22 protein-coding genes are annotated in these 22161 nt (G+C 73.1%); 7 read left to right on the plus strand and 15 right to left on the minus strand.

Annotation, left to right across the window (positions count from 1 at the left end):
* Positions 1-31: 31 nt before the first annotated feature.
* From ACFOSY_RS11160 to ACFOSY_RS11190, 7 genes are all read right to left on the minus strand, one after another.
* The gene (locus ACFOSY_RS11160) at positions 32-706 is read right to left on the minus strand and encodes a response regulator (RefSeq protein WP_394306602.1); all 675 of its coding nucleotides are present in this window, start codon (positions 704-706) and stop codon (positions 32-34) included.
* A complete protein-coding gene (locus tag ACFOSY_RS11165) occupies positions 703-3294 on the minus strand; it encodes an ATP-binding protein (RefSeq protein ID WP_394306603.1) in 2592 nt (863 codons plus the stop codon). The genes ACFOSY_RS11160 and ACFOSY_RS11165 overlap by 4 nt, the downstream gene beginning before the upstream one ends.
* Positions 3295-3426: 132 nt before the next feature.
* Positions 3427-4119, minus strand: coding sequence for an ABC transporter ATP-binding protein (locus ACFOSY_RS11170; RefSeq protein WP_394306604.1), 693 nt, complete (start codon positions 4117-4119; stop codon positions 3427-3429).
* Positions 4120-4184: 65 nt separating this feature from the next.
* Positions 4185-5414 carry an alginate lyase family protein gene (locus ACFOSY_RS11175; protein WP_394306605.1) on the minus strand — a complete coding sequence of 410 codons (1230 nt, stop codon included), beginning with the start codon at positions 5412-5414 and terminating at the stop codon, positions 4185-4187.
* A 323-nt stretch (positions 5415-5737) separates the two neighbouring features.
* A complete protein-coding gene (locus tag ACFOSY_RS11180) occupies positions 5738-6490 on the minus strand; it encodes a DUF3710 domain-containing protein (protein WP_225652214.1) in 753 nt (250 codons plus the stop codon).
* Between the two features lies 1 nt (position 6491).
* Positions 6492-7046 carry a dUTP diphosphatase gene (gene dut, locus ACFOSY_RS11185; RefSeq protein ID WP_394306606.1) on the minus strand — a complete coding sequence of 185 codons (555 nt, stop codon included), beginning with the start codon at positions 7044-7046 and terminating at the stop codon, positions 6492-6494.
* A complete protein-coding gene (locus ACFOSY_RS11190) occupies positions 7043-7627 on the minus strand; it encodes a PaaI family thioesterase (RefSeq protein WP_394306607.1) in 585 nt (194 codons plus the stop codon). The genes dut and ACFOSY_RS11190 overlap by 4 nt, the downstream gene beginning before the upstream one ends.
* A 92-nt stretch (positions 7628-7719) precedes the next feature.
* Here ACFOSY_RS11190 and ACFOSY_RS11195 point away from each other — a divergent pair, with 92 nt between their 5' ends.
* On the plus strand, positions 7720-8190 hold the full coding sequence (locus ACFOSY_RS11195; RefSeq protein ID WP_394306608.1) for a DUF3093 domain-containing protein: 471 nt from the start codon (positions 7720-7722) through the stop codon (positions 8188-8190).
* Between the two features lie 26 nt (positions 8191-8216).
* Here the strand turns inward: ACFOSY_RS11195 and ACFOSY_RS11200 are convergent, their stop codons facing one another.
* The 4 genes from ACFOSY_RS11200 to ACFOSY_RS11215 all read right to left on the minus strand — a co-directional run bounded on the left by ACFOSY_RS11200 (position 8217) and on the right by ACFOSY_RS11215 (position 11774).
* Positions 8217-9164 (minus strand): hypothetical protein, encoded by a 948-nt coding sequence (locus ACFOSY_RS11200; RefSeq protein WP_394306609.1) that lies wholly within the window; start codon positions 9162-9164, stop codon positions 8217-8219.
* Between the two features lie 13 nt (positions 9165-9177).
* Entirely contained in the window at positions 9178-9474 is a 297-nt protein-coding gene (locus ACFOSY_RS11205) for a DUF4193 domain-containing protein (RefSeq protein WP_003993510.1), read from the minus strand.
* A gap of 392 nt (positions 9475-9866) precedes the next feature.
* Positions 9867-11111 carry a sensor histidine kinase gene (locus ACFOSY_RS11210; protein WP_394306610.1) on the minus strand — a complete coding sequence of 415 codons (1245 nt, stop codon included), beginning with the start codon at positions 11109-11111 and terminating at the stop codon, positions 9867-9869.
* A 9-nt stretch (positions 11112-11120) separates the two neighbouring features.
* On the minus strand, positions 11121-11774 hold the full coding sequence (locus ACFOSY_RS11215) for a response regulator transcription factor (RefSeq protein ID WP_003993508.1): 654 nt from the start codon (positions 11772-11774) through the stop codon (positions 11121-11123).
* 439 nt (positions 11775-12213) lie between these two features.
* Here ACFOSY_RS11215 and ACFOSY_RS11220 point away from each other — a divergent pair, with 439 nt between their 5' ends.
* Positions 12214-12387 carry a hypothetical protein gene (locus tag ACFOSY_RS11220; RefSeq protein WP_006136389.1) on the plus strand — a complete coding sequence of 58 codons (174 nt, stop codon included), beginning with the start codon at positions 12214-12216 and terminating at the stop codon, positions 12385-12387.
* Between the two features lie 411 nt (positions 12388-12798).
* On the opposite strand, the gene ACFOSY_RS11225 is transcribed toward ACFOSY_RS11220, so the two are convergent.
* The gene (locus ACFOSY_RS11225) at positions 12799-13617 is read right to left on the minus strand and encodes an inositol monophosphatase family protein (RefSeq protein WP_394306611.1); all 819 of its coding nucleotides are present in this window, start codon (positions 13615-13617) and stop codon (positions 12799-12801) included.
* 8 nt (positions 13618-13625) lie between these two features.
* Complete coding sequence (locus ACFOSY_RS11230; protein WP_394306612.1) at positions 13626-14753, minus strand: ferrochelatase; 1128 nt, start codon at positions 14751-14753, stop codon at positions 13626-13628.
* Between the two features lie 157 nt (positions 14754-14910).
* Between ACFOSY_RS11230 and ACFOSY_RS11235 the strand changes: the two genes are divergently transcribed.
* From ACFOSY_RS11235 to sepH, 3 genes are all read left to right on the plus strand, one after another.
* Positions 14911-16149 (plus strand): MFS transporter, encoded by a 1239-nt coding sequence (locus ACFOSY_RS11235; protein WP_394306613.1) that lies wholly within the window; start codon positions 14911-14913, stop codon positions 16147-16149.
* Positions 16109-17428 (plus strand): D-arabinono-1,4-lactone oxidase, encoded by a 1320-nt coding sequence (locus ACFOSY_RS11240; protein ID WP_394306614.1) that lies wholly within the window; start codon positions 16109-16111, stop codon positions 17426-17428. The genes ACFOSY_RS11235 and ACFOSY_RS11240 overlap by 41 nt, the downstream gene beginning before the upstream one ends.
* A 447-nt stretch (positions 17429-17875) precedes the next feature.
* Entirely contained in the window at positions 17876-18922 is a 1047-nt protein-coding gene (gene sepH, locus ACFOSY_RS11245) for a septation protein SepH (protein ID WP_225652205.1), read from the plus strand.
* Positions 18923-19031: 109 nt separating this feature from the next.
* Here sepH and ACFOSY_RS11250 read toward each other — a convergent pair whose 3' ends face one another.
* Positions 19032-19880, minus strand: a complete 849-nt coding sequence (locus ACFOSY_RS11250; RefSeq protein ID WP_394306615.1) for a sulfurtransferase — start codon at positions 19878-19880, stop codon at positions 19032-19034.
* Between the two features lie 205 nt (positions 19881-20085).
* On the opposite strand from ACFOSY_RS11250, the gene ACFOSY_RS11255 reads away from it, so the two are divergent.
* Complete coding sequence (locus tag ACFOSY_RS11255) at positions 20086-20856, plus strand: VOC family protein (protein ID WP_394306616.1); 771 nt, start codon at positions 20086-20088, stop codon at positions 20854-20856.
* Here ACFOSY_RS11255 and ACFOSY_RS11260 read toward each other — a convergent pair.
* Entirely contained in the window at positions 20853-21275 is a 423-nt protein-coding gene (locus tag ACFOSY_RS11260; protein WP_394306617.1) for a winged helix-turn-helix transcriptional regulator, read from the minus strand. The genes ACFOSY_RS11255 and ACFOSY_RS11260 overlap by 4 nt on opposite strands.
* A gap of 154 nt (positions 21276-21429) precedes the next feature.
* Here ACFOSY_RS11260 and ACFOSY_RS11265 point away from each other — a divergent pair, with 154 nt between their 5' ends.
* Positions 21430-22158 (plus strand): alpha/beta fold hydrolase, encoded by a 729-nt coding sequence (locus tag ACFOSY_RS11265; RefSeq protein WP_394306618.1) that lies wholly within the window; start codon positions 21430-21432, stop codon positions 22156-22158.
* Positions 22159-22161: the final 3 nt, after the last annotated feature.

The following is a 22161-nucleotide window of genomic DNA, read 5'->3' on the forward strand; positions in this document are numbered from 1 at the left end:
CCGCTGCTGCCCCGGTCCGAACGGCCCGCCGTCACTTCTCGAAGCGGTAGCCCATGCCCGGCTCGGTGATGAGGTGTCTCGGGCGGGACGGGTCCGCCTCCAGCTTGCGGCGCAGCTGCGCCATGTACACGCGCAGATAGTTGGTCTCCGTCCCGTAGGACGGGCCCCACACCTCCCGCAGCAGCTGCTTCTGTCCCACCAGCCGCCCGCCGCCGCGCACCAGGACCTCCAGCAGGTGCCACTCGGTGGGCGTCAGCCGTACGTCCCCGCCGTCGCGGTGCACCTTCTTGGCGGCCAGGTCGACGGTGAACGTCTCGGTCTCCACGACCAGGTCACCCCCGTCGGCGGGTTCCGCACGGCGTACGGCGGCCCGCAGGCGGGCGAGCAGCTCGTCCATGCCGAAGGGCTTGGTGACGTAGTCGTCGGCCCCGGCGTCCAGCGCCTGGACCTTCTCACCCGAGGCGTGCCGCGCGGACAGCACCAGGATCGGCATGCGGCTCCACTCGCGCAGCCGCCGGATGACGTCGACGCCGTCCATGTCGGGCAGGCCCAGGTCGAGGACGACCACGTCCGGGTGGCGGGCGGCGGCGCGCAGGGCGCCCGCCCCGTCCTCGGCGGAGTCGACCTCGTACTGCCGGGCCCTGAGGTTGATCACCAGGGCCCGCACGATGGCCGGGTCGTCGTCGACCACCAGGACGCGGGTCATGGAACTCGCCTTTCGTCACGGGCGGCGACGGGGGCGCGCGTGCCCTCGCGCGGGCCGTCGTGCGTGCCCTCGCGCGGGCCGTCCTCGGGCCGGGCTGTCGCCGCGTGCAGGGTGAGGGTCATGGTGAGGCCGCCGCCGGGGGTGTCGTCGGCGTTGAGGGTGCCGCCCATGGCCTCGGTGAAGCCGCGGGCGACCGCCAGGCCCAGTCCGACGCCGGCGCCGCGCGGGGCGTCCCCGTGCCGCTGGAACGGCGCGAAGATGCGTTCCTTCGCCTCGTCGGGGACGCCGGGGCCGCGGTCGACGACCCGCACCTCGACCCGGCCGGCGAGGGCGCTGGCGGCGACCAGCACCTTCTGACCCGGCGGGCTGTACTTCACGGCGTTCTCGATCACGTTCGCCATCGCCCGCTCCAGCAGTCCGGGGTCGGCGTCGACCATGGGCAGCGTCTCGGGGACGTCCAGGGCGACGCTGTCCTCGGGCACCCCGCCGAGGGCGCGCGGCACCACCTCGTCCAGGTCGGTGCCGCGGATCAGCGGGGTGACCGTCCCGGTGTGCAGGCGGGACATGTCGAGCAGGTTGCCCACCAGGTGGTCCAGGCGGTCCGCGCCGTCCTCGATGCCCTCCAGCAGCTCGGCGCGGTCCTCGTCGGACCATTCGACGTCCTCGGAGCGCAGGGAGGAGACGGCCGCCTTGATCCCGGCCAGCGGGGTGCGCAGGTCGTGGCTGACGGCGGCGAGGAGCGCGGTGCGGATGCGGTTGCCCTCGGCGAGGGCGAGGGCGCGGTCGGCCTGTTCGCGCAGCCGGCGGCGGTCCAGGACCACGGCGGCCTGCGCGGCGAAGGCGGCCAGCACCCTGCGGTCCTCGGCGGGCGGCACCCGGCCGGTCAGCGCCAGCGCCATGTCGTCCCCGACGGGCACCTCGACGTCGGCGTCCTCGGGCCGTTCGACCGGGCGGCCCCGGCCCACCCGGCCCGCGCAGGTCCACGGCTCGACGTCCCCGGCCCGTTCCAGCAGCGCGGCGGACTCCATGCCGAAGGTCTCCCGGACCCGCTCCAGCAGGTCCTCCAGGCCGGTCTCGCCGCGCAGTACGTTGCCCGCGAGGAACGACAGTATCTCCGACTCGGCGCGCAGCCGGGCCGCCTGCTGGGTGCGCCGGGCGGCGAGGTCGACCACGGACGCCACCGACGCGCCGACCGCGACGAAGACGACGATGGCGACGATGTTCCGCGGGTCGGCGACGGTCCAGGTGTGCAGGGGCGGGGTGAAGAGGAAGTTCAGCAGCAGCGAGCCGACCGCCGCGGAGGCGAGGGCCGGCGCGAGCCCGCCGAGGAGCGCCGCGGCCACCGTCACCGCCAGGAACATCAGCATGTCGATGGCGAGCCCCGGGTCGAAGGCGGTGAGCAGCACCGCCAGCAGGACGGGGCCCGCCGTGCCGACCGCCCAGCCCCAGGCGAGGCGCAGCCTGCCGAGCGGCGCGCCCCGGGCGACGGGCAGTCCGCGGCCCTTGGCGGCCTCCTCGTGGGTGACGATGTGCACGTCCAGGTCGGGCCCGCAGTCACGGGCGACGGTCGCGCCGACGCCGGGGCCGAGGACGTACTGCCAGGTGCGGCGGCGGGAGGAGCCCAGCACGATCTGGGTGGCGTTGGCGCCGCGCGCGAAGTCGAGCAGGGCGGCGGGGATGTCGTCGCCGACGACGTGGTGGAAGCTGCCGCCGAGGTCCTCCACGAGGGTGCGCTGGGCGGCCAGCTCGCCGGGCGAGGCGGAGGTGAGGCCGTCGCTGCGGGAGATGTACACGGCGAGCAGCTGCCCGCCGGCGCCCTTCTCGGCGAGCCGCGCGGCCCGCCGGATCAGGGTGCGGCCCTCGGGTCCGCCGGTCAGCCCGACCACGATCCGCTCGCGCGAGCCCCAGATCGCCGAGACCGCGTGTTCGCTGCGGTAGCGCTGGAGGTGGGCGTCGACCCGGTCGGCGACCCACAGCAGGGCGAGTTCCCGCAGGGCGGCGAGGTTGCCGGGGCGGAAGTAGCTGGAGAGGGCGGCGTCGACCTGATCGGGCTGGTGGATGTTGCCGTGCGCCATGCGGCGGCGCAGCGCCTCGGGCGTCATGTCGACCAGCTCGACCTGGTCGGCGCGGCGCACCACCTCGTCCGGCACGGTCTCCCGCTCCCGTACGCCGGTGATGGACTCCACGGTGTCGCCGAGGGACTCCAGGTGCTGGATGCCGACGGTGGACAGCACGTCGATCCCGGCGGCCAGCAGCTCCTCCACGTCCTGCCAGCGCTTGGCGTTGCGCGAGCCGGGCGCGTTGGTGTGGGCGAGCTCGTCGACGAGGGCGACGCGGGGGCGGCGGGCGAGGACGGCGTCGAGGTCCATCTCGGCCACGGTCACACGGCCCCGCTCCAGCGTCCGGTACGGAACCTGCTCCAGCCCGGTGAGCAGGGCCTCGGTGCGGGGCCTGCCGTGCGTCTCGACGAAGGCGACGACGCAGTCGGTGCCCCGTTCGGCGCGGCGGTGCGCCTCGGCGAGCATCGCGTAGGTCTTGCCCACGCCCGGCGCCGCGCCGAGGTGGATCCGAAGCTTGCCGCGTCCCATGGCCCCATTGTCTTCCGGTCGTGCTCCCAGCGGAGTCGACCTTAGGCCGCCGCGCGCGGTGGCCGGGCGGCGGGCGGGGGCGCGGGGTGCGACCTTGACGCAACCCTGACGCGCGGGCGGCGGGGCGGCCGGTCAGTGCTCGGTGATCTGCCCGTCGCTCAGTTCGAGGACCCGGTCGGCCAGGTCGAGCAGGGTCGTGTCGTGGGTGGCGACGAGCGCGGTGACGTTCTCGCTGCGGACGACCGCGCGCAGCAGCTCCATCACGGCGTGCCCGGTCTCGGCGTCGAGCTGGCCGGTGGGCTCGTCGGCGACGAGCAGGGCGGGGTTGTTGGCGAGGGCACGGGCGATGGCGACCCGCTGCTGCTGGCCGCCGGACAGTTCGCCGGGCCGCTGGGCCGCGTGGTCGGCGAGGCCGACGAGGGACAGCAGCAGCTCGACGCGCTCCTCGCGCTCGCGGGGGTCCGCGCCGCGCAGCCGCAGCGGGACGCCGACGTTCTCGGCGGCGCTGAGGATCGGGATGAGGCCGAAGGACTGGAAGACGAAGCCGACCTGGTCGCGGCGCAGGGCGAGCAGGCCCTCCTCGTCGAGGCCGGCGAGGTCGCGGCCGTCGACGTCGACCCGTCCCCGGTCGGGAGTGTCCAGGCCGCCGACGATGTTCAGCAGGGTGGTCTTGCCCGAGCCCGAGCGTCCCTTGAGGGCGACGAGTTCGCCGCGCGGGATCTCGAAGGAGACGCCGCGCAGCGCGTGCACGGCGGCGGCCCCCGTGCCGTACGACTTGTGCACGTCCTCGACGCGCACCATGGCGTCGGTGACCGTCCGTCCCATGTGGATGTCTCCCCCCGTGAACCGGGCGCCAGTATCGCTGTCCGGCGCCCGGCCGATCAACAGGCTCAGGCGGGATTGTCGCCGTGGGTGAGGGTCTCCCAGGCGACGAACAGGTTGTTGGTGCCGGCGGGGCGGGTGCGTTCGGTCAGCGCCTGGGTGTTGGTCATGGCGAAGCCGAGGCGGTTGTGCATCGCGTTGTAGCCGACCTCGGTGACCGGGCCGAGGCCGAGGTGCAGGGTGCCTCCGCACAGCCAGCTCGGCACGGCCTCGCCCTGCTCGTACTTCGCCTGGAAGCCGAGCGCGTGCCGCAGCCGCTCGCCGACGTCGGTGCCGTAGAGGTCCTGGCCCTGGATGCGGCTGGTCTCGGCGATGTGCGAGATGGAGGAGATGCCGTAGCCGGTGTGCGTGAGGTCGCGGCAGGTCTCCTGGGTGAGACCGGTGACGAAGGTGGACTGGTTCTGCCAGTACCGGACGATCTTGTCGCGGGTGTCGAGGTTCTGGCTCGGGACGGTCTTCGGCAGGGGCCCGTCGGAGGCCAGGTAGACGTAGGCGGCGGTGCGGGTGCGGAACGTCGCCATGGCCTTGTCGTACGAGGCGCGGTCCTCCAGGAAGACGGAGATGCCGACGGCGGCCTCCGTCATCGTCAGCTCCCAGTTGCCGTTGGAGTTCGAGCCGTTGATGATCTCGGGCAGGTAGACGTCGCGGAGCACGGTGGCGAAGCGGCCGGAGTTCGCCCAGGCGCCGGGGTAGGTGTGCTTGACGATCTCGGCGGCCTTGGCCCAGGAGGAGCCGGCCCAGCCGGTCTGGAGCGGCGCGTTGCTGTTGGTGTGGTCGCGGATCACGGCGGACCAGGCGTCCATGAGCTGGATGGCCTTGCGGGCGTGGCGTTCGTCGCGGGTGACGTACCACAGGAGGGCCTGCGTGTACGCGGCGATCGCGTCCTCGCGCTCGTCGGTGCAGCCGAGGTTGGGGTTGGAGTACGAGCCGCACTCCACGACGGCGCGGGGCCTGGGCGTGCGGTTCAGGTCGGCGTACTTGCTCGCCGCCATGCGGTCGAAGGCGCCCTTCCAGGGCTGGGCGCCGGCCAGCACCTTGGCGCGGGCGAAGTCGAGCTGGCCCCGGGAGACGGTGACTCCGGGGTGCGTGAAGGTGGCCGGGGCGGCGGCGCTGGCGGGCGGGGCGGCCTCGGCGGGCGGGGCGTCGGGGCGGAGGACGAGGGTGGCGGCGAGGGCGGTGGTCAGGAGAGCGAACAGTGTGGCGCGGAGGGGGCGGCGCCGGGGGCGTGAAGCGGACATGTGGGGGCCATCCGTTCCCGTACATGAACAGTGGGCGCTCCTTTGAACACCCGGATTGATCCGGGACGGTAGGTCCAGACCAATCGGCCGTCAAGGGTTGCCGCACCAGGAAGTCGCCCCCGCCGCCCCTTCCCTCCCCGTCCCGGGGGCTGCGCCCCCAGACCCCCCTTCGGCCCTTCGGGCCTCGTCCTCAAACGCCGGACGGGCTGGGGAATCAGCCTCTCCGGCGTTTGAGGAGCGGGGTCCGGGCGGAGCCCCGGAAAACACGTCGGCCCGCGGAACCGGCCGCGAACGGCCGGCCCCGCGGGCCGACGAAAAAAGAACTACCGCACCTCGGTGATCTCAGGCCCCCGCTGCAGCCGGCTCATGCCGCCCGCGAACCGGGACCCTTCCTCCTGCTGCACGTTCTCCGGCACCATCTGCGCGTCGTTCGGCAGCTTCAGGACGATCGGGTCGCGCGGGGCCATGGGCCCGTCCCCGCGCACCACCACCGTGTCCCGGAAGATCTGCTCCAGCAGCCCCGCCGCCTGCGGCTGCACCGCGCCCTGCCCGGAGATCACTCCGCGCAGGAACCAGCGGGGGCCGTCCACGCCGACGAACCGCACGACCTGGAAGCCGCCGGTGCCGTCCGGCAGCTGCACGGGCACCTGGGCGCGCAGCTCCCAGCCCAGCGGGCCCTCGACCTCGTCGATGATGCCGCCCTGCTGGGTGATGCCGGACGCGATCTCCTCGCGCACCTCGCCCCAGATGCCCTCGCGCTTGGGCGCGGCGAAGGCCTGAAGCTGGATGGCGCTGTCCCGCAGCACGACGGTGGCCGCGACGATCGCGTCGCCCGCGACCTCCACGCGCAGTTCCATGCCGTCCACACCGGGCACGAACAGACCGCCCAGATCGACCCGGCCCTCGCCGGGCTCGCGGACCTCGGAGCTGTCCCAGGGCCCGTCGGGCCGGGGCGCGGGCTCGAGCCTCACGCGCCCGGTCTCCTCGTCCGCCTCAGCGTCGACACCGTCGACGACCTGCTCGGCCTCGCCGGCCGCACCGTCGGCGGCATCCCTCTTCTTGCGACGTCCGAACACGTCACTGTCCTTCCCGGTCGGATACGACCGAAGCGTATCGATTCCCACCCGCTGTACCGCCCTCGGCGGCCTGAACGCTTGTGCCGCTCTTACCTTCCACCGCGGCATGGCCGCCGGTGGATCCGAAGCCCCCCTCGGCCCGGGCCGATGCGGGCAGCTGTGCGACCGACACGAAGCGCACCCTCTCGACCTGTTGGACGACCAGTTGGGCAATCCGGTCGAAGCGCTCGAACCGCACGGACTCGCGCGGGTCGAGATTCACCACGATCACCTTGATCTCCCCACGGTACCCGGCATCAATCGTCCCCGGGGCATTCACCAGGGCGACGCCGCAGCGTGCGGCCAGACCGGATCGCGGGTGCACGAAGGCCGCGTACCCCTCCGGCAGCGCGACAGACACCCCGGTGGGCAGCACGGCCCGCTCCCCCGGGGCCAGCTCGCAGGCCTCGGTGGTGCGCAGATCGGCGCCCGCGTCGCCGGGGTGCTCGTACGCCGGAAGCGGTACGTCCGGGTCGACGCGCCGGATCAGCACCTCGAGTGCGCCGCGCTCGCTCACGGGTTCACCTCGAAGGCGCGGGCCCGGCGGACCTGGTCGGGGTCCTGCATCGCGGCCTGGATCTCCTCCTGGCGGCCGTGGTCGACGAAGTGGTCCACCTTGACCTCGATGAAGAGGGCGTCCGCGCGGACGGCGACCGGGCCGTCGGGGCCGCCGATGCGTCCGGTGGCGGTGCAGTAGATCTTGCGTCCGGCCACGGCGGTCACCTCCGCCTGGAGGTGCAGCACGGTGCCGACGGGCACGGGCCGGACGAAGTCGGTCTCCAGCCGTCCGGTGACGGCGATGGTGCGCAGCAGCCAGTTCAGCGAGCCGAGCGTCTCGTCGAGGGCGGTGGCCAGCACCCCGCCGTGGGCGAGTCCGGGGGCGCCCTGGTGCGCGGGCTGCACGGTGAACTCGGCGGTGATCGACACGCCTTCGCCGGCGCGCGCCTGGAGGTGCAGCCCGTGCGGCTGTTCGTCGCCGCAGCCGAAGCACTGCCCGTAGTGGGCGCCCAGGAGCTCGCCCGGTGCGGGGGCGTCGGGGTGGCGCACGGGCGGCACGGCGTCGGCGGGGGGCTGAAGAGCTGCGGAATTACCACTCACAGGCGCAGACCTTACCCGCCTCCCGCCAGGCGGCCGATCACGCGTCCGCCCTGGCGCGGGGCCCTCGCGGGAGGCGTGCCAAGCTTGGATCCATGCAGCTTTCCGCCGCCCCGTACGACGAACGCCTCACCGCTCCCCGCTCCTGGTGGTTCCTGTGCTTCCTGGCCGGGGCCTCGCTGGCGCTGATCATGGTGCCGTTCGGCACCCTGCCGATGCTGGCCGGGCTGGCCGGCGGCACCGCCGCGGCGGCGGTCGTGGTGAGCGCGTACGGCTCGGTGCGGATCCGGGTCGTGAACGGTCATCTGATCGCGGGCGAGGCGAAGATCCCGGCGTCGGCGCTCGGCGACGCGGAGGTGCTGGACGCGGAGGAGGCCCGCGCCTGGCGCGGCCCCAAGGCCGACCCGCGCGCGTTCATGCTGCTGCGGGCGTACATCCCCGGTGCGCTGCGCGTGGCCGTGACGGACCCGGAGGACCCCACTCCGTACGTCTTCCTGTCCACCCGTGAGCCCGAGCGGCTGGCGCAGGCGCTCCGGGCGGCGCGGGACGCGGCGGACGCCTCGTAGCGGTCCGGCGGCCCGTCCCCGGGCGGTCAGCGGGGGTCGTCGTCGTCCTTGCGGGGGCTTACGGCGTCCATGTCGAGCTCCAGCGCGTGTTCGGGGAGGGCGTCGTGGGGGCGCTCCAGCGCCGGGAGCGCGGGCAGCTCGTCCCAGGGCACCTGGATCTTGCGCAGGTCGTCCCGGATGCGGGCGGCGAGCTTTCTGGTGTCGCGCCGGTTCATCACGGCGCCCACGGCCGCGCCCACCAGGAACGGCATCAGGTTCGGCAAATTGCGCACCGTGCGTTTCATGATCCGCTGGCGCAGTTCGCGCTTGACGCGGCTGTTCAGTGCGGCGCTCACGGTGGAGGGCCTGGTCGCCTCGATGCCGCGCTCCTGGGACCAGGAGGTGAGGTAGACGGTGCTGCGCTGGGAGAGGCCGCCGGCCGGTCGTACGCCGTAGACCTCGTGAAGTTCCGCGATCAGCTTCAGTTCGATCGCGGCGACGCCGGTGACCTCCGCGGCCAGTTCCGTCGGCATCGCGGGCGGTACGGGCATCATGGCGGCCGCTCCGACGCCGGCCCCGACGGTCGCCGTGGCCTTGGCGGCGCCCGCCACCAGCTTGTCGGCGAGCTCCTCGGGCCCGAGCCCGGGGAACTGCTCCCGCAGGGTCGCGAGGTCCCGTACGGGCACACGCGGGGCGATGTCGATGATCCGGTCGGCGAGGTGCGCCAGTCCCGCGCGGGCGCGCGCTCCGCCCTTGCGGACGCCGTCCAGGGCCTTCTCCCGGACGACGGCGGTGCGCCTGCGGGCCACGGGCGCGGTGACCTCCACGGACGCCGGAAGGTCACCCCGGCCGGCCCGCGCTTCGAGCGAGGCCGCCCCGGAACCGGTTGGGCCTCGCTCGTCATCACGCGTGTCGTGCTGCGGGTCCGCCAAGGACCCTTGGTCCGCTCCCTTCGAGAAGAAGCGGCGCTTCCGCGGTGGGGTCGAGCCAGTCACGGCCGACCCCGCCTCAGTCGCAGTCGCGGCAGATCGGCTGGCCGTTCTTCTCGCGGGCCAGCTGGCTGCGGTGGTGCACCAGGAAGCAGCTCATGCAGGTGAACTCGTCCTGCTGCTTGGGCAGGACCCGGACGGCCAGCTCCTCGTTCGAGAGGTCCGCACCGGGCAGCTCGAGGCCCTCGGCGGCCTCGAACTCGTCGACGTCCACGGCCGAGGCCGACTTGTCGTTCCGCCGGGCCTTCAGCTCTTCCAGGCTGTCCGAGTCGACGTCGTCGTCGGTCTTGCGTGGAGTGTCGTAGTCGGTAGCCATGTCGCTCTCCCCCTCTGGGTGTATGCGGTGTCTCCAGCGCACGTAACGCGTGAGAGGCCGGACTTGTGCCCGACCTGAGGCGGAGATTTTGCCTCACATCAAGGTCTGTTACTCAATCGACACCCAACCGGACTCCTCATGAGTGATCGGCTTGGATGGCGAAGGGGACCGTACACGGTCCCGATGCCGCACTTCAAAGGCACCTCACCGTGTACTTCCCGTGAACAGGGCCCCTGAAAACCGGGACTTTTCCGGCTTTCCGACGGGATCCATGATCACGGAGAGTAGATGGCTGAATCGGCGCACCTGTGATCGATCACACATGAATTCGATCGCGGCGACGCGAGAAAATTCCGCGCAGAGCGAACATGCGCCGGGGCCGGGGCATGATGTCAGATCGGCAGGGTGACGCGCATCACCAGGCCTCCGCCCTCCCTCGGCTGCGCGTAGATGTGCCCGCCGTGCGCCCGGGCGACCGACCGCACGATGGACAGACCCAGGCCGACGCCCTTGTCGCTGCCGGTCCGCTCGGTGCGCAGCCTGCGGAACGGCTCGAAGAGGTTCTCGATCTCGTACGCGGGCACGACCGGGCCGGTGTTGGACACCACGAGGACCGCCTGGCCGTGCTGGACCTCCGTGGAGACCTCCACCCAGCCGTCCTCCGGGACGTTGTACCGCACGGCGTTCTGCACCAGGTTCAGGGCGATCCGCTCCAGCAGCACGCCGTTGCCCTGGACCACGGCGGACCGGCGGGTGCCGCGGATCGTCACGTGCCGGGACTCCGCCTCGGCGGCGACCTGGTCGATGGCCTGGCCGGCCACCTCCGCGAGGTCGACGGGGCCCCGCTCGACGATCTGGTTGTCGCTGCGGGCGAGCAGCAGCAGGCCCTCCACGAGCTGCTCGCTGCGCTCGTTGGTGGCCAGCAGGGTCTTGCCGAGCTGCTGGAGCTCCACCGGCGCCTTCGGGTCGGAGAGGTGCACCTCGAGCAGCGTGCGGTTGATCGCCAGCGGGGTGCGCAGCTCGTGCGAGGCGTTCCCCACGAAGCGCTGCTGGGCGGTGAACGCGCGCTGGAGGCGCTCCAGCATGTCGTCGAAGGTGTCCGCCAGCTCCTTCAGCTCGTCGTCCGGGCCGTCCAGCTCGATCCGGCGCGACAGGTCCGAGCCCGCCACCGCGCGGGCGGTGCGGGTGATCCGGCCCAGCGGCGACAGCACCCGCCCGGCCATGGCGTAGCCGAAGGCGAACGCGATCACGGCGAGCCCGAGCAGGGCCAGCAGGGAGCGGCTGAGGAGGTTGTCCAGGGCGACCTGGCGCTGGTGGTCGATGCACTCGCTGATCGCGGCGTTGAACTCGGTCAGCGAGAGGTTGCCGTTGGCGACGCCCGGACAGTCGTTGCTGGAGACCTTCAGGCCGTCGAAGTCGACGATCTTGAACAGCGGCTGGCTGCCGGTGCGCAGGGCCTGCGCGGCGAGCAGGTAGATGATCGACAGCAGCAGGATGCCGGCGATCAGGAACATGCCGCCGTACAGCAGCGTGAGCCGTATGCGGATGGTGGGACGCAGCCACGGCAGCGGGGTGGGCGACCGGGGGTCCCAGGTGGGCTTGGGAGGCGCGGTGGGGGGCGCGGGAGTGGCAGCCATGGTCGGTGATCAGATCCGGTATCCGGAGCCGGGCACGGTCACGATGACCGGCGGCTCGCCCAGCTTGCGGCGCAGGGTCATCACGGTCACGCGGACGACGTTGGTGAACGGGTCGGTGTTCTCGTCCCAGGCCTTCTCCAGCAGCTGCTCCGCGGAGACCACGGCGCCCTCGCTGCGCATGAGGACCTCCAGCACGGCGAACTCCTTCGGCGCGAGCTGGACCTCCTTGCCGTCACGGAAGACCTCGCGGCGGTTGGGGTCGAGCTTGATCCCGGCCCGCTCCAGGACGGGCGGCAGGGGCACGCTGGTACGCCGGCCGAGCGCCCGCACGCGCGCGATGAGCTCGCTGAACGCGAACGGCTTGGGCAGGTAGTCGTCGGCGCCGATCTCGAGCCCCTCGACGCGGTCGCTGACGTCGCCGGACGCCGTGAGCATCAGCACGCGCGTGGGCATGCCGAGCTCGACGATCTTGCGGCAGACGTCGTCGCCGTGCACGAGGGGAAGGTCGCGGTCGAGGACGACCACGTCGTAGTCGTTGACGCCGATGCGCTCCAGGGCGGCCGCACCGTCGTACACGACGTCGACGGCCATGGCCTCCCGGCGCAGCCCGGTGGCCACCGCATCGGCGAGCAGCTGCTCGTCCTCGACGACGAGTACGCGCACGTCCCTGGTCCTTTCTCATGACCCGCCCGGCGGACCACGAGGGCACGCGCGGGCAGGGGTACGGGTGGGTGTTGTTGCCTCCATCCTGCCCTTTTCGGCCGTAAGTCGGCTGTAAGGCGGCCCGGAACAGGGGGTGGCCGGCGGCCCCGGGGCCGGGGAACGTGCGGACGAACGGGGCGGGAATACGAGAATTTCTCGCGAGGTTAGGTTTCCACGGGAGGGAGCTTGGGGAGGACGGGTTTACATCCCACGATCACGCTCTGCTTGTACCGCACCACCATGCGGTGCACACGGTCCGCTTCCGCAGAGCGGGCGTGGATGTCCGGCACCGTCGCCGCCCGGCCGAGCGGCGCCGGGCATCCGCCACGGACGTGATCGTCCCTTCCGACGGCACACCCCCGTGCCACCGACCCACCGACCCAGGACGAGGGGGCGCAGCATGGACGCATTCACCGCAGGACTTCTGCAGCGCATAAAGGCGACCGAGTCCGACCTGTCGCGGGCCCGCGACGAGGGCGACGACTTCCTCGTCGAAGTGGAGCAGGGCGAACTCGACGACCTGCGCCGCCTCGCCGCCGAACACGGCGTGGAAGTCGGCGCGACGAGCGTCTGACCGCCGCATCCGGCACCACCCGGCGGGCCCCGGTGGATCACTCCACCGGGGCTCGCCGCGGTTTCCCGCCCGGTCGGCGCCGCCCCCTGCGGCATCCGGCGGTTCGGGCGTAGTCGGGTGCGGGTTGTCGCGGGTTGCTCGCGCAGTTCCCCGCGCCCCTACGGGGCGCGTTCACCGCAGCACCCGTAGGGGCGCGGGGAACTGCGCGCCGAGCCCCCACCGGGCCGCGGACGGTATCGAACCGCCACCCCCCGCATGCCGTGAGGCACCGCGGGGTTGTGCGTACGCACACCTGTTCACCGTCGGGCGGGGCTGTGTCGGCCCGGACGCTCGAGGGCCACCGCACAGCCCCGGCCCGGTGACCTGCGCCGCCGCCATCCCGTCAGTCGGCGGCGCCGGTCGCCGACCTTCTCAGTCGTGCCACGCCCCGAAATCGTCCAGCAGGGCGAGCAGGGGCGTGTAGACGCCCGGGGAGGCGGCCACCGTGAGGTCGCCGGACGGTGGGGCGTCGGGGTGGCGGGCCGAGGTCAGGGCGCCGGCTTCTCGGGCTATCAGGGCGCCCGCCGCCAGGTCCCACGGGTGCAGGCCGCGTTCGTAGTAGCCGTCCAGGCGGCCCGCCGCCACGTCGCACAGGTCGATCGCCGCCGAGCCGCCGCGGCGGATGTCCCGCACCAGCGGGACCAGCCGGCGGACGACGTCGGCCTGGTGGGCGCGGACGTCGGTGACGTAGTTGAAGCCGGTGGAGACCAGCGCCTGGTCCAGCGGCGGCGACGGCCGGCAGGCCAGGCGCCGCTCGCCCTCCCAGGCGCCCGTGGCCCACGCGCCGCCGCCGAGCACCGCGTGGTACGCCTCGCCGCGCATCGGGGCGAACACCGCGCCGGCGACGGTCACGCCGTCCTGCTCGGCGGCGACGGAGACGGCCCAGGTGGGCAGCCCGTACAGGTAGTTCACCGTGCCGTCGAGGGGGTCGATCACCCAGCGGACGCCGCTGCTGCCGGCCGTGGAGGCGCCCTCCTCGCCGAGGACACCGTCCTCCGGGCGGCGCTCGGCGATCAGCCCGGTGATCAGCTTCTCCGCCGCGATGTCCATCTCGGTGACGACGTCGACCGAGCTGGACTTGGTGGCGGCGACCGCGAGGTCGGCCGGGCGGCCGTCGCGCAGCAGCTCGCCCCCGCGCCGGGCGGCCTCCCGGGCGAGGTCCAGCAGTTCCGCGTGCAGGGGGTCGGTCACGGTGCTCCTCATGCGTAGGGGCTGTCGGCGCCCGCGGCGGCGGGGCGTGGGGCGCGGGCCGGGCAGCAGCCCACCGGGCAGAGGTCGTGGCTCGCGCCGAGCGTGCCCAGGGCGCACGGCGAGACCTCCTGCCCCCGCTCGGCGGTGGCGCGCTCCAGGATCAGCTCGCGGACCGCGGCGGCGAACCGCGGGTCGTCGCCGACGGTCGCCGAGCGGCGCACCGGCAGGCCCAGCTCCTCCGCCTTGGCCGTGGCCTCGGTGTCGAGGTCGTACAGGACCTCCATGTGGTCCGAGACGAAGCCGATGGGAGCCATGACGACGGCCGGCACGCCGGCGGCCTTCCGCTCCTCGAGGTGGTCGCAGATGTCGGGCTCCAGCCACGGGATGTGCGGGGCGCCGGAGCGGGACTGGTAGACGAGCTGCCAGGGGTGGTCGACGCCGGAGCGCTCGCGGACGGCGTCGGCGATCAGCCGGGCCACGTCCAGGTGCTGCGCGACGTACGCGCCGCCGTCGCCGTGGGCCTCGACGGGGCCGGAGGTGTCCGCGGCGGCGGTGGGGATGGAGTGGGTGCAGAAGGCGATGTGCGCGCCGTCCCGCACGTCCTCGGGGAGGTCGGCGAGCGACCGGAGCACGCCGTCGACCATGGGCTCGACGAAGCCGGGGTGGTTGAAGTAGTGCCGCAGCTTGTCGACCGCCGGCAGCTCCAGCCCCTCCTCCTTCAGCGTGGCGAGCGCGTCGGCGAGGTTCTCGCGGTACTGGCGGCAGCCGGAGTAGGAGGCGTAGGCGCTGGTGGCGAGGACCAGGACGCGGCGGTGGCCGTCGCGGACCATGTCGCGGAGGGTGTCCGTGAGGTAGGGCGCCCAGTTGCGGTTGCCCCAGTACACCGGAAGGTCCAGGCCGTGCTCGGCGAAGTCCTTGCGCAGCGCGTGCAGCAGGGCGCGGTTCTGGTCGTTGATGGGGCTGACCCCGCCGAACTGGAAGTAGTGCTGTCCGACCTCCTTGAGGCGTTCCTTGGGGATGCCCCGCCCGCGTGTCACGTTCTCCAGGAACGGGACGACGTCGTCCGGGCCTTCCGGGCCGCCGAAGGAGAGCAGGAGCAGGGCGTCGTAGGGGCTGGCATCGAGCACGTCAGACATGTCTCGATCCTCCCACCCGGCGCCGACGGCGGGGACGGGGGCCGGGGATGTGCCCGGAAGGTGCCGGAGATCACCGGCGCGAACGGGTGACACCGCCGGTAATCTGTATCGACTGCGCTAGCACCTTACCGATCTGTACCGATCTCCCGGAGCAGCCGTGTCCAGCCCCTATCGCGCCCTGTTCGCCGCCCCCGGCAGCAAGGCCTTCTCCGCCGCGGGGTTCCTCGGCCGCCTGCCGCTGTCCATGACGGGCATCGGCGTCGTCACGATGATCTCCCAGGTGACCGGCCGGTACGGGCTGGCGGGCGCCCTCTCGGCGACCATCGCGCTGTCCGCCGCGCTGGCGGGCCCTCAGGTCTCGCGGCTGGTGGACCAGTACGGGCAGCGCCGGGTGCTGCGTCCCGCCACGCTGCTGTCGCTGTCCGCGGGGGCGGTGCTGCTTCTCGCCGTCCGCTTCTCGTGGCCCGAGTGGGTGCTGTTCGCCGCGTGCGTGGGAGTCGGGTGCGTGCCGAGCCTCGGCGCGATGGTCCGGGCCCGCTGGGCGGCGCTGTACCGCGGTACCCCGAGCCTGCACACCGCCTACTCGTTCGAGTCGGTGGTCGACGAGGTGTGCTTCATCGTCGGCCCGATCGTCTCCATCGGCCTGTCCACGGCGTGGTTCCCGGAGGCCGGCCCACTGCTGGCCGCCTGTTTCCTGGCGGCCGGCGTCTTCTGGCTGACCGCGCAGCGGGCCACCGAGCCGGAGCCACACCCGCGCGAGCGGAAGGGCGGCGGCACGGCGCTGCGTTCGCGCGGACTTCAGGTGCTGGTGGCGACGTTCGCGGCGACGGGCACGATCTTCGGCGCGGTGGACGTGGTGACGGTCGCCTTCGCCGAGGAGGAGGGACACAAGGCCGCGGCCAGCCTCGTGCTCGCGGTGTACGCCCTGGGTTCCTGCGTGGCCGGTCTGGTGTTCGGGCTGCTGCACTTCGCGGGGGCGCCGGAACGTCGGTGGTTGCTGGGCGTTTGCGCGATGGCCGTGAGTATGATCCCACTCCTACTGGTCGGAAACTTGCCGTTTCTGGCCGTGGCGCTGTTCGTTGCGGGTCTGTCCATCGCTCCCACGATGATCACGACCATGTCCCTCATCGAAGAGCACGTACCTCGCGCGCAGCTCACCGAGGGCATGACCTGGGTGAGCACCGGGCTCGCGGTCGGCGTCGCCCTCGGTTCCTCCGCGGGCGGCTGGGTGATCGACGCGGCCGGGGCGCGCGCCGGGTACGGGGTGCCGGCGGCCGCCGGGGCCGTCGCGGTCGCGGTCGGTTTCCTCGGGTACCGCCGGCTCAAGCGGCCGGCGCCGGGTCGGGGAGGCTCCGTTGGGCAGCACGACGAGCACGAGGAACGGCACGTGGCGTAACTGGGGAGGCACCGTCTCCGTCCGGCCGGCCCGGGAGGTCACGCCCGCCTCCGTCGACGAACTGGCCGCCGCCGTGCGCCGGGCCGCCGAGGACGGGCTGCCGGTGAAGGCCGTCGGCACCGGCCACTCCTTCACCTCCATAGCGGCGACCGACGGCCTGCTGATACGCCCTCAGCTGCTGACGGGGATCCGGAGGATCGACCGCGAGGCGGGCACCGTCACGGTCGAGGCGGGCACCCCCCTGAAGCGGCTCAACGTCGCCCTCGCGCGCGAGGGGCTGTCGCTGACCAACATGGGCGACATCATGGAGCAGACGGTCTCCGGGGCCACCAGCACCGGCACCCACGGCACCGGCCGGGAGTCCGCCTCCATCGCCGCCCAGGTCAAGGGCCTCGAACTGGTCACCGCCGACGGCTCGGTGCTCACCTGCTCCGAGAAGGAGAACCCGGACGTCTTCGCCGCCGCCCGGATCGGCCTCGGCGCCCTCGGCATCGTCACCGCCCTCACCTTCGCCGTGGAGCCGCTCTTCCTGCTCAACGCGCGCGAGGAGCCCATGCCGTTCGACCGGGTGTGCGCCGAGTTCGACGCGCTGCACGCCGAGAACGAGCACTTCGAGTTCTACTGGTTCCCGCACACCGGCAACACCAACACCAAGCGCAACAACCGCGGCGCGGGCCCGGAGCGCCCGGTGCCGCCGCTGCGCGCCTGGTTCGAGGACGAGTTCCTCTCCAACGGCCTCTTCCAGGCCGTCAACTGGGTGGGCCGCGCCGCGCCGGCGACGATTCCGGCCATCGCGCAGATCTCCAGCCGGGCGCTGTCCGCGCGGACGTACACCGACATCCCCTACAAGGTCTTCACCTCCCCGCGCCGGGTGCGCTTCGTGGAGATGGAGTACGCCGTGCCGCGCGAGGCGCTCGTCGACACGCTGCGGGAGCTGAAGGCGATGGTGGACCGGTCCCCGCTGCGGGTGAGCTTCCCGGTCGAGGTGCGCACCGCGCCGGCCGACGACATCACCCTGTCCACGGCGTCCGGCCGGGAGAGCGCCTACGTGGCGGTGCACATGGTCAAGGGGACGCCGTACCAGCGGTACTTCACCGCCGCCGAGCGCATCTTCACCGCGCACGAGGGACGACCCCATTGGGGGAAGATCCACACGCGTGACGCCGAGTACCTCTCACGGGTGTATCCGCGTTTCGGCGAGTTCGTCGCGCTGCGGGACCGGCTGGACCCGGAACGGCGGTTCCGCAACGACTACTTGCGGCGGGTTCTGGGCGCGTAGTCCGGGGCGTGGTCTGCGTGCGGTCCGGTGCGTGGACATTGCCTCCGTTTCCGGTGATTGCGTGAAGTTCCCCACAAGTCCGCCTGGCCCAGGGGTGGATGAGGGGGACAACGGCGGCCAAGTCCCGCCCCTTGCGCGAACTCGCACGGCGTGCCAATCCACGCACGTGGCCCAAATGGAGTACTGTTGCGAGCCCTGGGTCCGGACTCCCGTCAGGGTGCCCGGGTCCTCGGAGGACCGCCGGGAGGGGGCTAGTTGCACAGGGTGACGCATTTGGTCACTTAGCGTTGCGAATAGGTCACCGTGCCATAACGGCGATCCAGGGCCCGCGCCCGACACGCCGGGCAACTCGGCAAGGTTGTGGCAGGCTGCACCCGGGCAGGCCACACTCGACTAGCGGAAGCAGCGACGCACGTGACGTCGGCAGGCACCACCCGGGAGGTCCCCATGCCCGAACTGCGTGTCGTGGCCGTCTCGAATGACGGCACACGGCTGGTGCTGAAGGCTGCGGACAGCACGGAGTACACGCTTCCGATCGACGAACGGCTCCGCGCCGCCGTGCGCGGCGACCGTCCCCGCCTCGGCCAGATCGAGATCGAGGTGGAGAGCCACCTCCGCCCCCGCGACATCCAGGCCCGTATAAGGGCGGGCGCGACCGCGGAAGAGGTCGCGCAGATGGCCGGCATCCCCGTGGACCGCGTACGGCGCTTCGAGGGCCCCGTCCTCGCCGAGCGCGCCTTCATGGCCGAGCGCGCCCGCAAGACGCCGGTCCGCCGCCCCGGTGAGAACTCCGGCCCCCCGCTGGGCGAGACCGTGCAGGAGCGGCTGCTGCTGCGCGGCGCGGAGAAGGACACCGTGCAGTGGGACTCCTGGCGCCGCGACGACGGCACCTGGGAGGTCCTGCTGGTCTACCGGGTGGCGGGCGAGCCGCACTCGGCGAGCTGGACGTACGACCCGCCCCGGCGGCTCGTCCAGGCCGTCGACGACGAGGCCCGCTCGCTGATCGGCGAGTCCGACGACCTCGCCGCGCCCGAGCCCAGCTTCCCTTTCGTGCCGCGCATCGCCCGGCTGCCGCGCGACCGCCCGCTGGACCGCCCCGCCGACCGCGAGCGCCCCAGCCTGCCCGCCCAGGCGTCCGAGCCGCCCGAGGAGTCGACCGCGGCCACCGCCTCGGGTGAACGCGACTCGCTGACCAGCCTGCTGGAGGCCGTGCCGAGCTTCCGGGGCGACCTGGTGGTGCCGGAGCGCACCGAACCGGCCGCGGAGGAGCCGGAGTCGGAGCCCGAGGCGGAGGAGCCGCCGGCGCCGGCCGCGTCCGCGGGCTCCGCGTACGCGGACGTGCTGATGCCCCGTTCGGTGGGCGGTCACCGGGACCGTCTCATCGGCTCGACCGACCGGCAGGCCGAGGCGGACGGCGTCCGCCCCGGCCGCCGTGCGGCGGTGCCGAGCTGGGACGAGATCGTGTTCGGCACGCGGCGCAAGAAGCAGGAGTAGCCGGGTTTCCGGGGCTCCGCCCCGGACCCCGCTCCTCAAACGCCGGAGGGGCTGGAAGATGCCCGTCCGCCGCTCCCGGGCGAGGCCCGTCAGGGCTGACAAGACTCCGTCACCGCGGATCCGGCCCCACCGCGACCGGCCGTTCCGGGTCCGAGGACCACTCCGACCAGGAGCCGACGTACAGCGACGCCGGGACACCGGCGATCTCCAGTGCCAGTACCTCGTGCGCGGCGGACACGCCCGAGCCGCAGTACACGCCGACCGGGACGTCCGGCGTCGCGCCCAGCTCGCCGAAGCGGGCGCGCAGTTCGGCGGCGGGCCGGAAGCGGCCGTCCGGGCCCACGTTGTCCGAGGTCGGCGCGGACAGCGCACCCGGGATGTGGCCGCCGACGGGGTCGATGGGCTCCACCTCGCCCCGGTACCGCTCCCCCGCACGCGCGTCAAGCAGCACCCCCGAACGCGCCAGCGCCGCCGCGCCGTCCGCGTCCAGCACCACGCCGTCCGCCGGCTTCAGCACGAAGTCGCCCTCGGCCGGCACGGGCGTCTCCGTCTCCGTCGGGCCGTCCCAGGCGGGGAGTCCGCCGTCCAGGACCCGCACGTCCGGGTGGCCGGTCCACCGCAGCAGCCACCAGGCGCGGGCCGCCGCCCAGCCGATGCCGCCGTCGTACGCGACCACGGGCCTCCCGGCGGACACCCCGGCGCGCCGCATCGCCGCGCCGAACACCTCGAGGTCCGGCAGCGGATGGCGTCCCCGCGGGCCCGGCGGGGAAGCCAGTTCGCGGTCCAGGTCGACGAAGACGGCGCCGGGGATGTGGCCGGAGGCGTAGGCGGCGCGGCCGTCGAACGGCTCGCCGGTCGCGGCGGCCGTGCTGAGCTGCCAGCGGACGTCGAGCAGGACCGGAGGGCGCTCCGAGCGCAGCGCGTCCGCGAGTTCGGAGGCGGAGATGATGGCGTTCATGGTCACCATCCTCGCGCACGGGGTGGCCGAGTCGTCCCGGTCCGGCTACTCTGCTCGGCCGGGCACATCCGGTCACCGCGCGTACGGGATCGGGCACATACGGTGTCGGCTGCGTTGCGGGAACGATCCGCCGGGCCGGCGCGGGACGGCCCCGCAGGGGCGAGCGGACACGGCCGACGTACGGGCGGCCGAGAAGAGAGTGACGATGACCGACGCACGGCACACGCCCGGCACACCCTGCTGGGTGAGCCTGATGGTGCGCGGACTCGACGCGACCGAGCAGTTCTACGGGGCGCTGTTCGGCTGGGAGTTCCGGCCCGTCGCACGGCCGCTGGGCCCGTACGTGCGTGCCGAGCTCGACGGGCAGGCGGTGGCCGGGATCGGGGTGCTGCCCCCGGACCGGCGGCTGCCCGTGGCGTGGACGCCCTACTTCGCCTCGGACGACGTGGACCTGACGGCCGAGGCGGTGCGGTCGTGCGGCGGGACCGTGGGCGTGGGGCCGCTGGACGCCGCCGACGCGGGACGCCTGGCGCTCGCCTCGGACCCGAGCGGCGCGGTCTTCGGCATCTGGCAGGCGGCGGACGGGGCGACCCCGGGCGCCACCGGCCGGCCCGGCACCCCGGCCTGGAACGAACTGGCCACCTACGAGACGACGAACGTGGCCAAGTTCTACGAGACGGTGTTCGGCTACGACGAGGACCCGGTCGTCTCCGCCGACCTGGACTACGTGACGCTGCGCCTGGACGGCCGCCCGGTGACCGGCGTCCACGGCCTGGGCAACGCGCTCCCCCGCGACCGGGGGCCGCACTGGACGACGTACTTCACGGTGACGGACACCGACGCCGCGGCGGCCCAGGTGCTCGACCTCGGCGGCCAGGTCCTCGCCGGCCCCCGGGACACCGAACACGGCCGGGTCGCCACGGTGGCGGATCCGGAGGGGGCGCGGTTCGCGGTGGTGCGGCCCCAGGTCGCCTAGGTCCGGTCCGACTGGCCCTGGGAGGGCGCCTGCTGGGCCGACTCGGCGCGCGAGTCGTACGCCGCGCGGGCCGCCTCGATGCCGTCCAGGTTGCGGGTGGACCACTCCAGCAGGGGCGCCGTGGCCTCGCGCAGGGTCAGGCCCAGGGGCGTGAGGGCGTAGCTGACGTGCGGCGGCATGACGTTGTGGACGGTGCGGGTGAGGATGCCGTCGCGTTCCAGGCTGCGCAGGGTCACCGTCAGCATGCGCTGGCTGATTCCCGTGGTGGCGCGCTTGAGTTCGGTGAAGCGGCGCGGGCCCTGGCTGAGGTTGCGGACGACGAGCAGGGACCACTTGTCGCCGACGATGCCGAGGACGTCGCTGGTGCGGCAGGGGTCCTGCCGGCGTGGGGTGGACGACGGGCCGTCGGCCGCGGTCATGGTTACCTCCAGGGAACCGGGTCACCGGAATGTGCCTTATTGCCCCAGGTCGGGCGCGTGCACCACGATGAAGGGGCGGTTCCTGAAGCGTACCGAGGCACGGAAGGGAACCGTCTTCCTCCTTGTGCCCTCCGCCCTCCTGAGAGGTTCCCCTGTGTCGACTTATCTGCTTGTCCATGGCGCCTGGCACGACGGCCGGTGCTGGGACCGGACCGCCCCGCTGCTGGAGGCCGCCGGGCACCGCGTGTTCCGGCCCTCGCTGACCGGCTACGGCGACACGGCGCATCTGCTCGGGCCCGAGGTGGGTCTGGACACCCATGTCGAGGACGTCGTCCGGCTGATCAAGGACGAGGACCTGACCGACGTGATCCTGGTCGGTCACAGCTACGCGGGCCTGGTGATCTCGTCGGCGGCCAACGAGGTCCCGGAGCGGGTCGCGCACCTGGTGTATCTGGACGCGATGGTGCCGGAGCACGGCGAGAGCGCGGTCGACGCGCAGCCCGTGACGCAACGGCTGATCGACGCCGCCGCCTCTTCGGACACCCCGTGGCGCATACCGCCGCTGCCGGAACTGCCGCCGCCCTTCGGTCTGTTCGGGGTGACCGACCCGGCGGACGCGGCGTGGCTGCGCGGCATGCTCTCCGACCACCCGGTGCTGAGCCTGCGCCAGCCGGTCCGCATGGACAACCCGGCCCTGCGCCAGGTGCCGCGCACGCACATCCACTGCGTGGGCGCGGCCCCGGAGGGCATCGTGCGGCGCCCGGTGCCGGCGGTTCAGCCCAACGGGTCGCCGGCGCGGGTGCGGGAGCTGTCCACCGGGCACGACTGCATGATCACGATGCCTGTCGAGCTGAGCGAGCTGCTGCTCGACCTGGCGGGCTAGGCA

The organism is Streptomyces lusitanus, from assembly GCF_042647945.1.
Classification (GTDB): domain Bacteria; phylum Actinomycetota; class Actinomycetes; order Streptomycetales; family Streptomycetaceae; genus Streptomyces; species Streptomyces pseudogriseolus.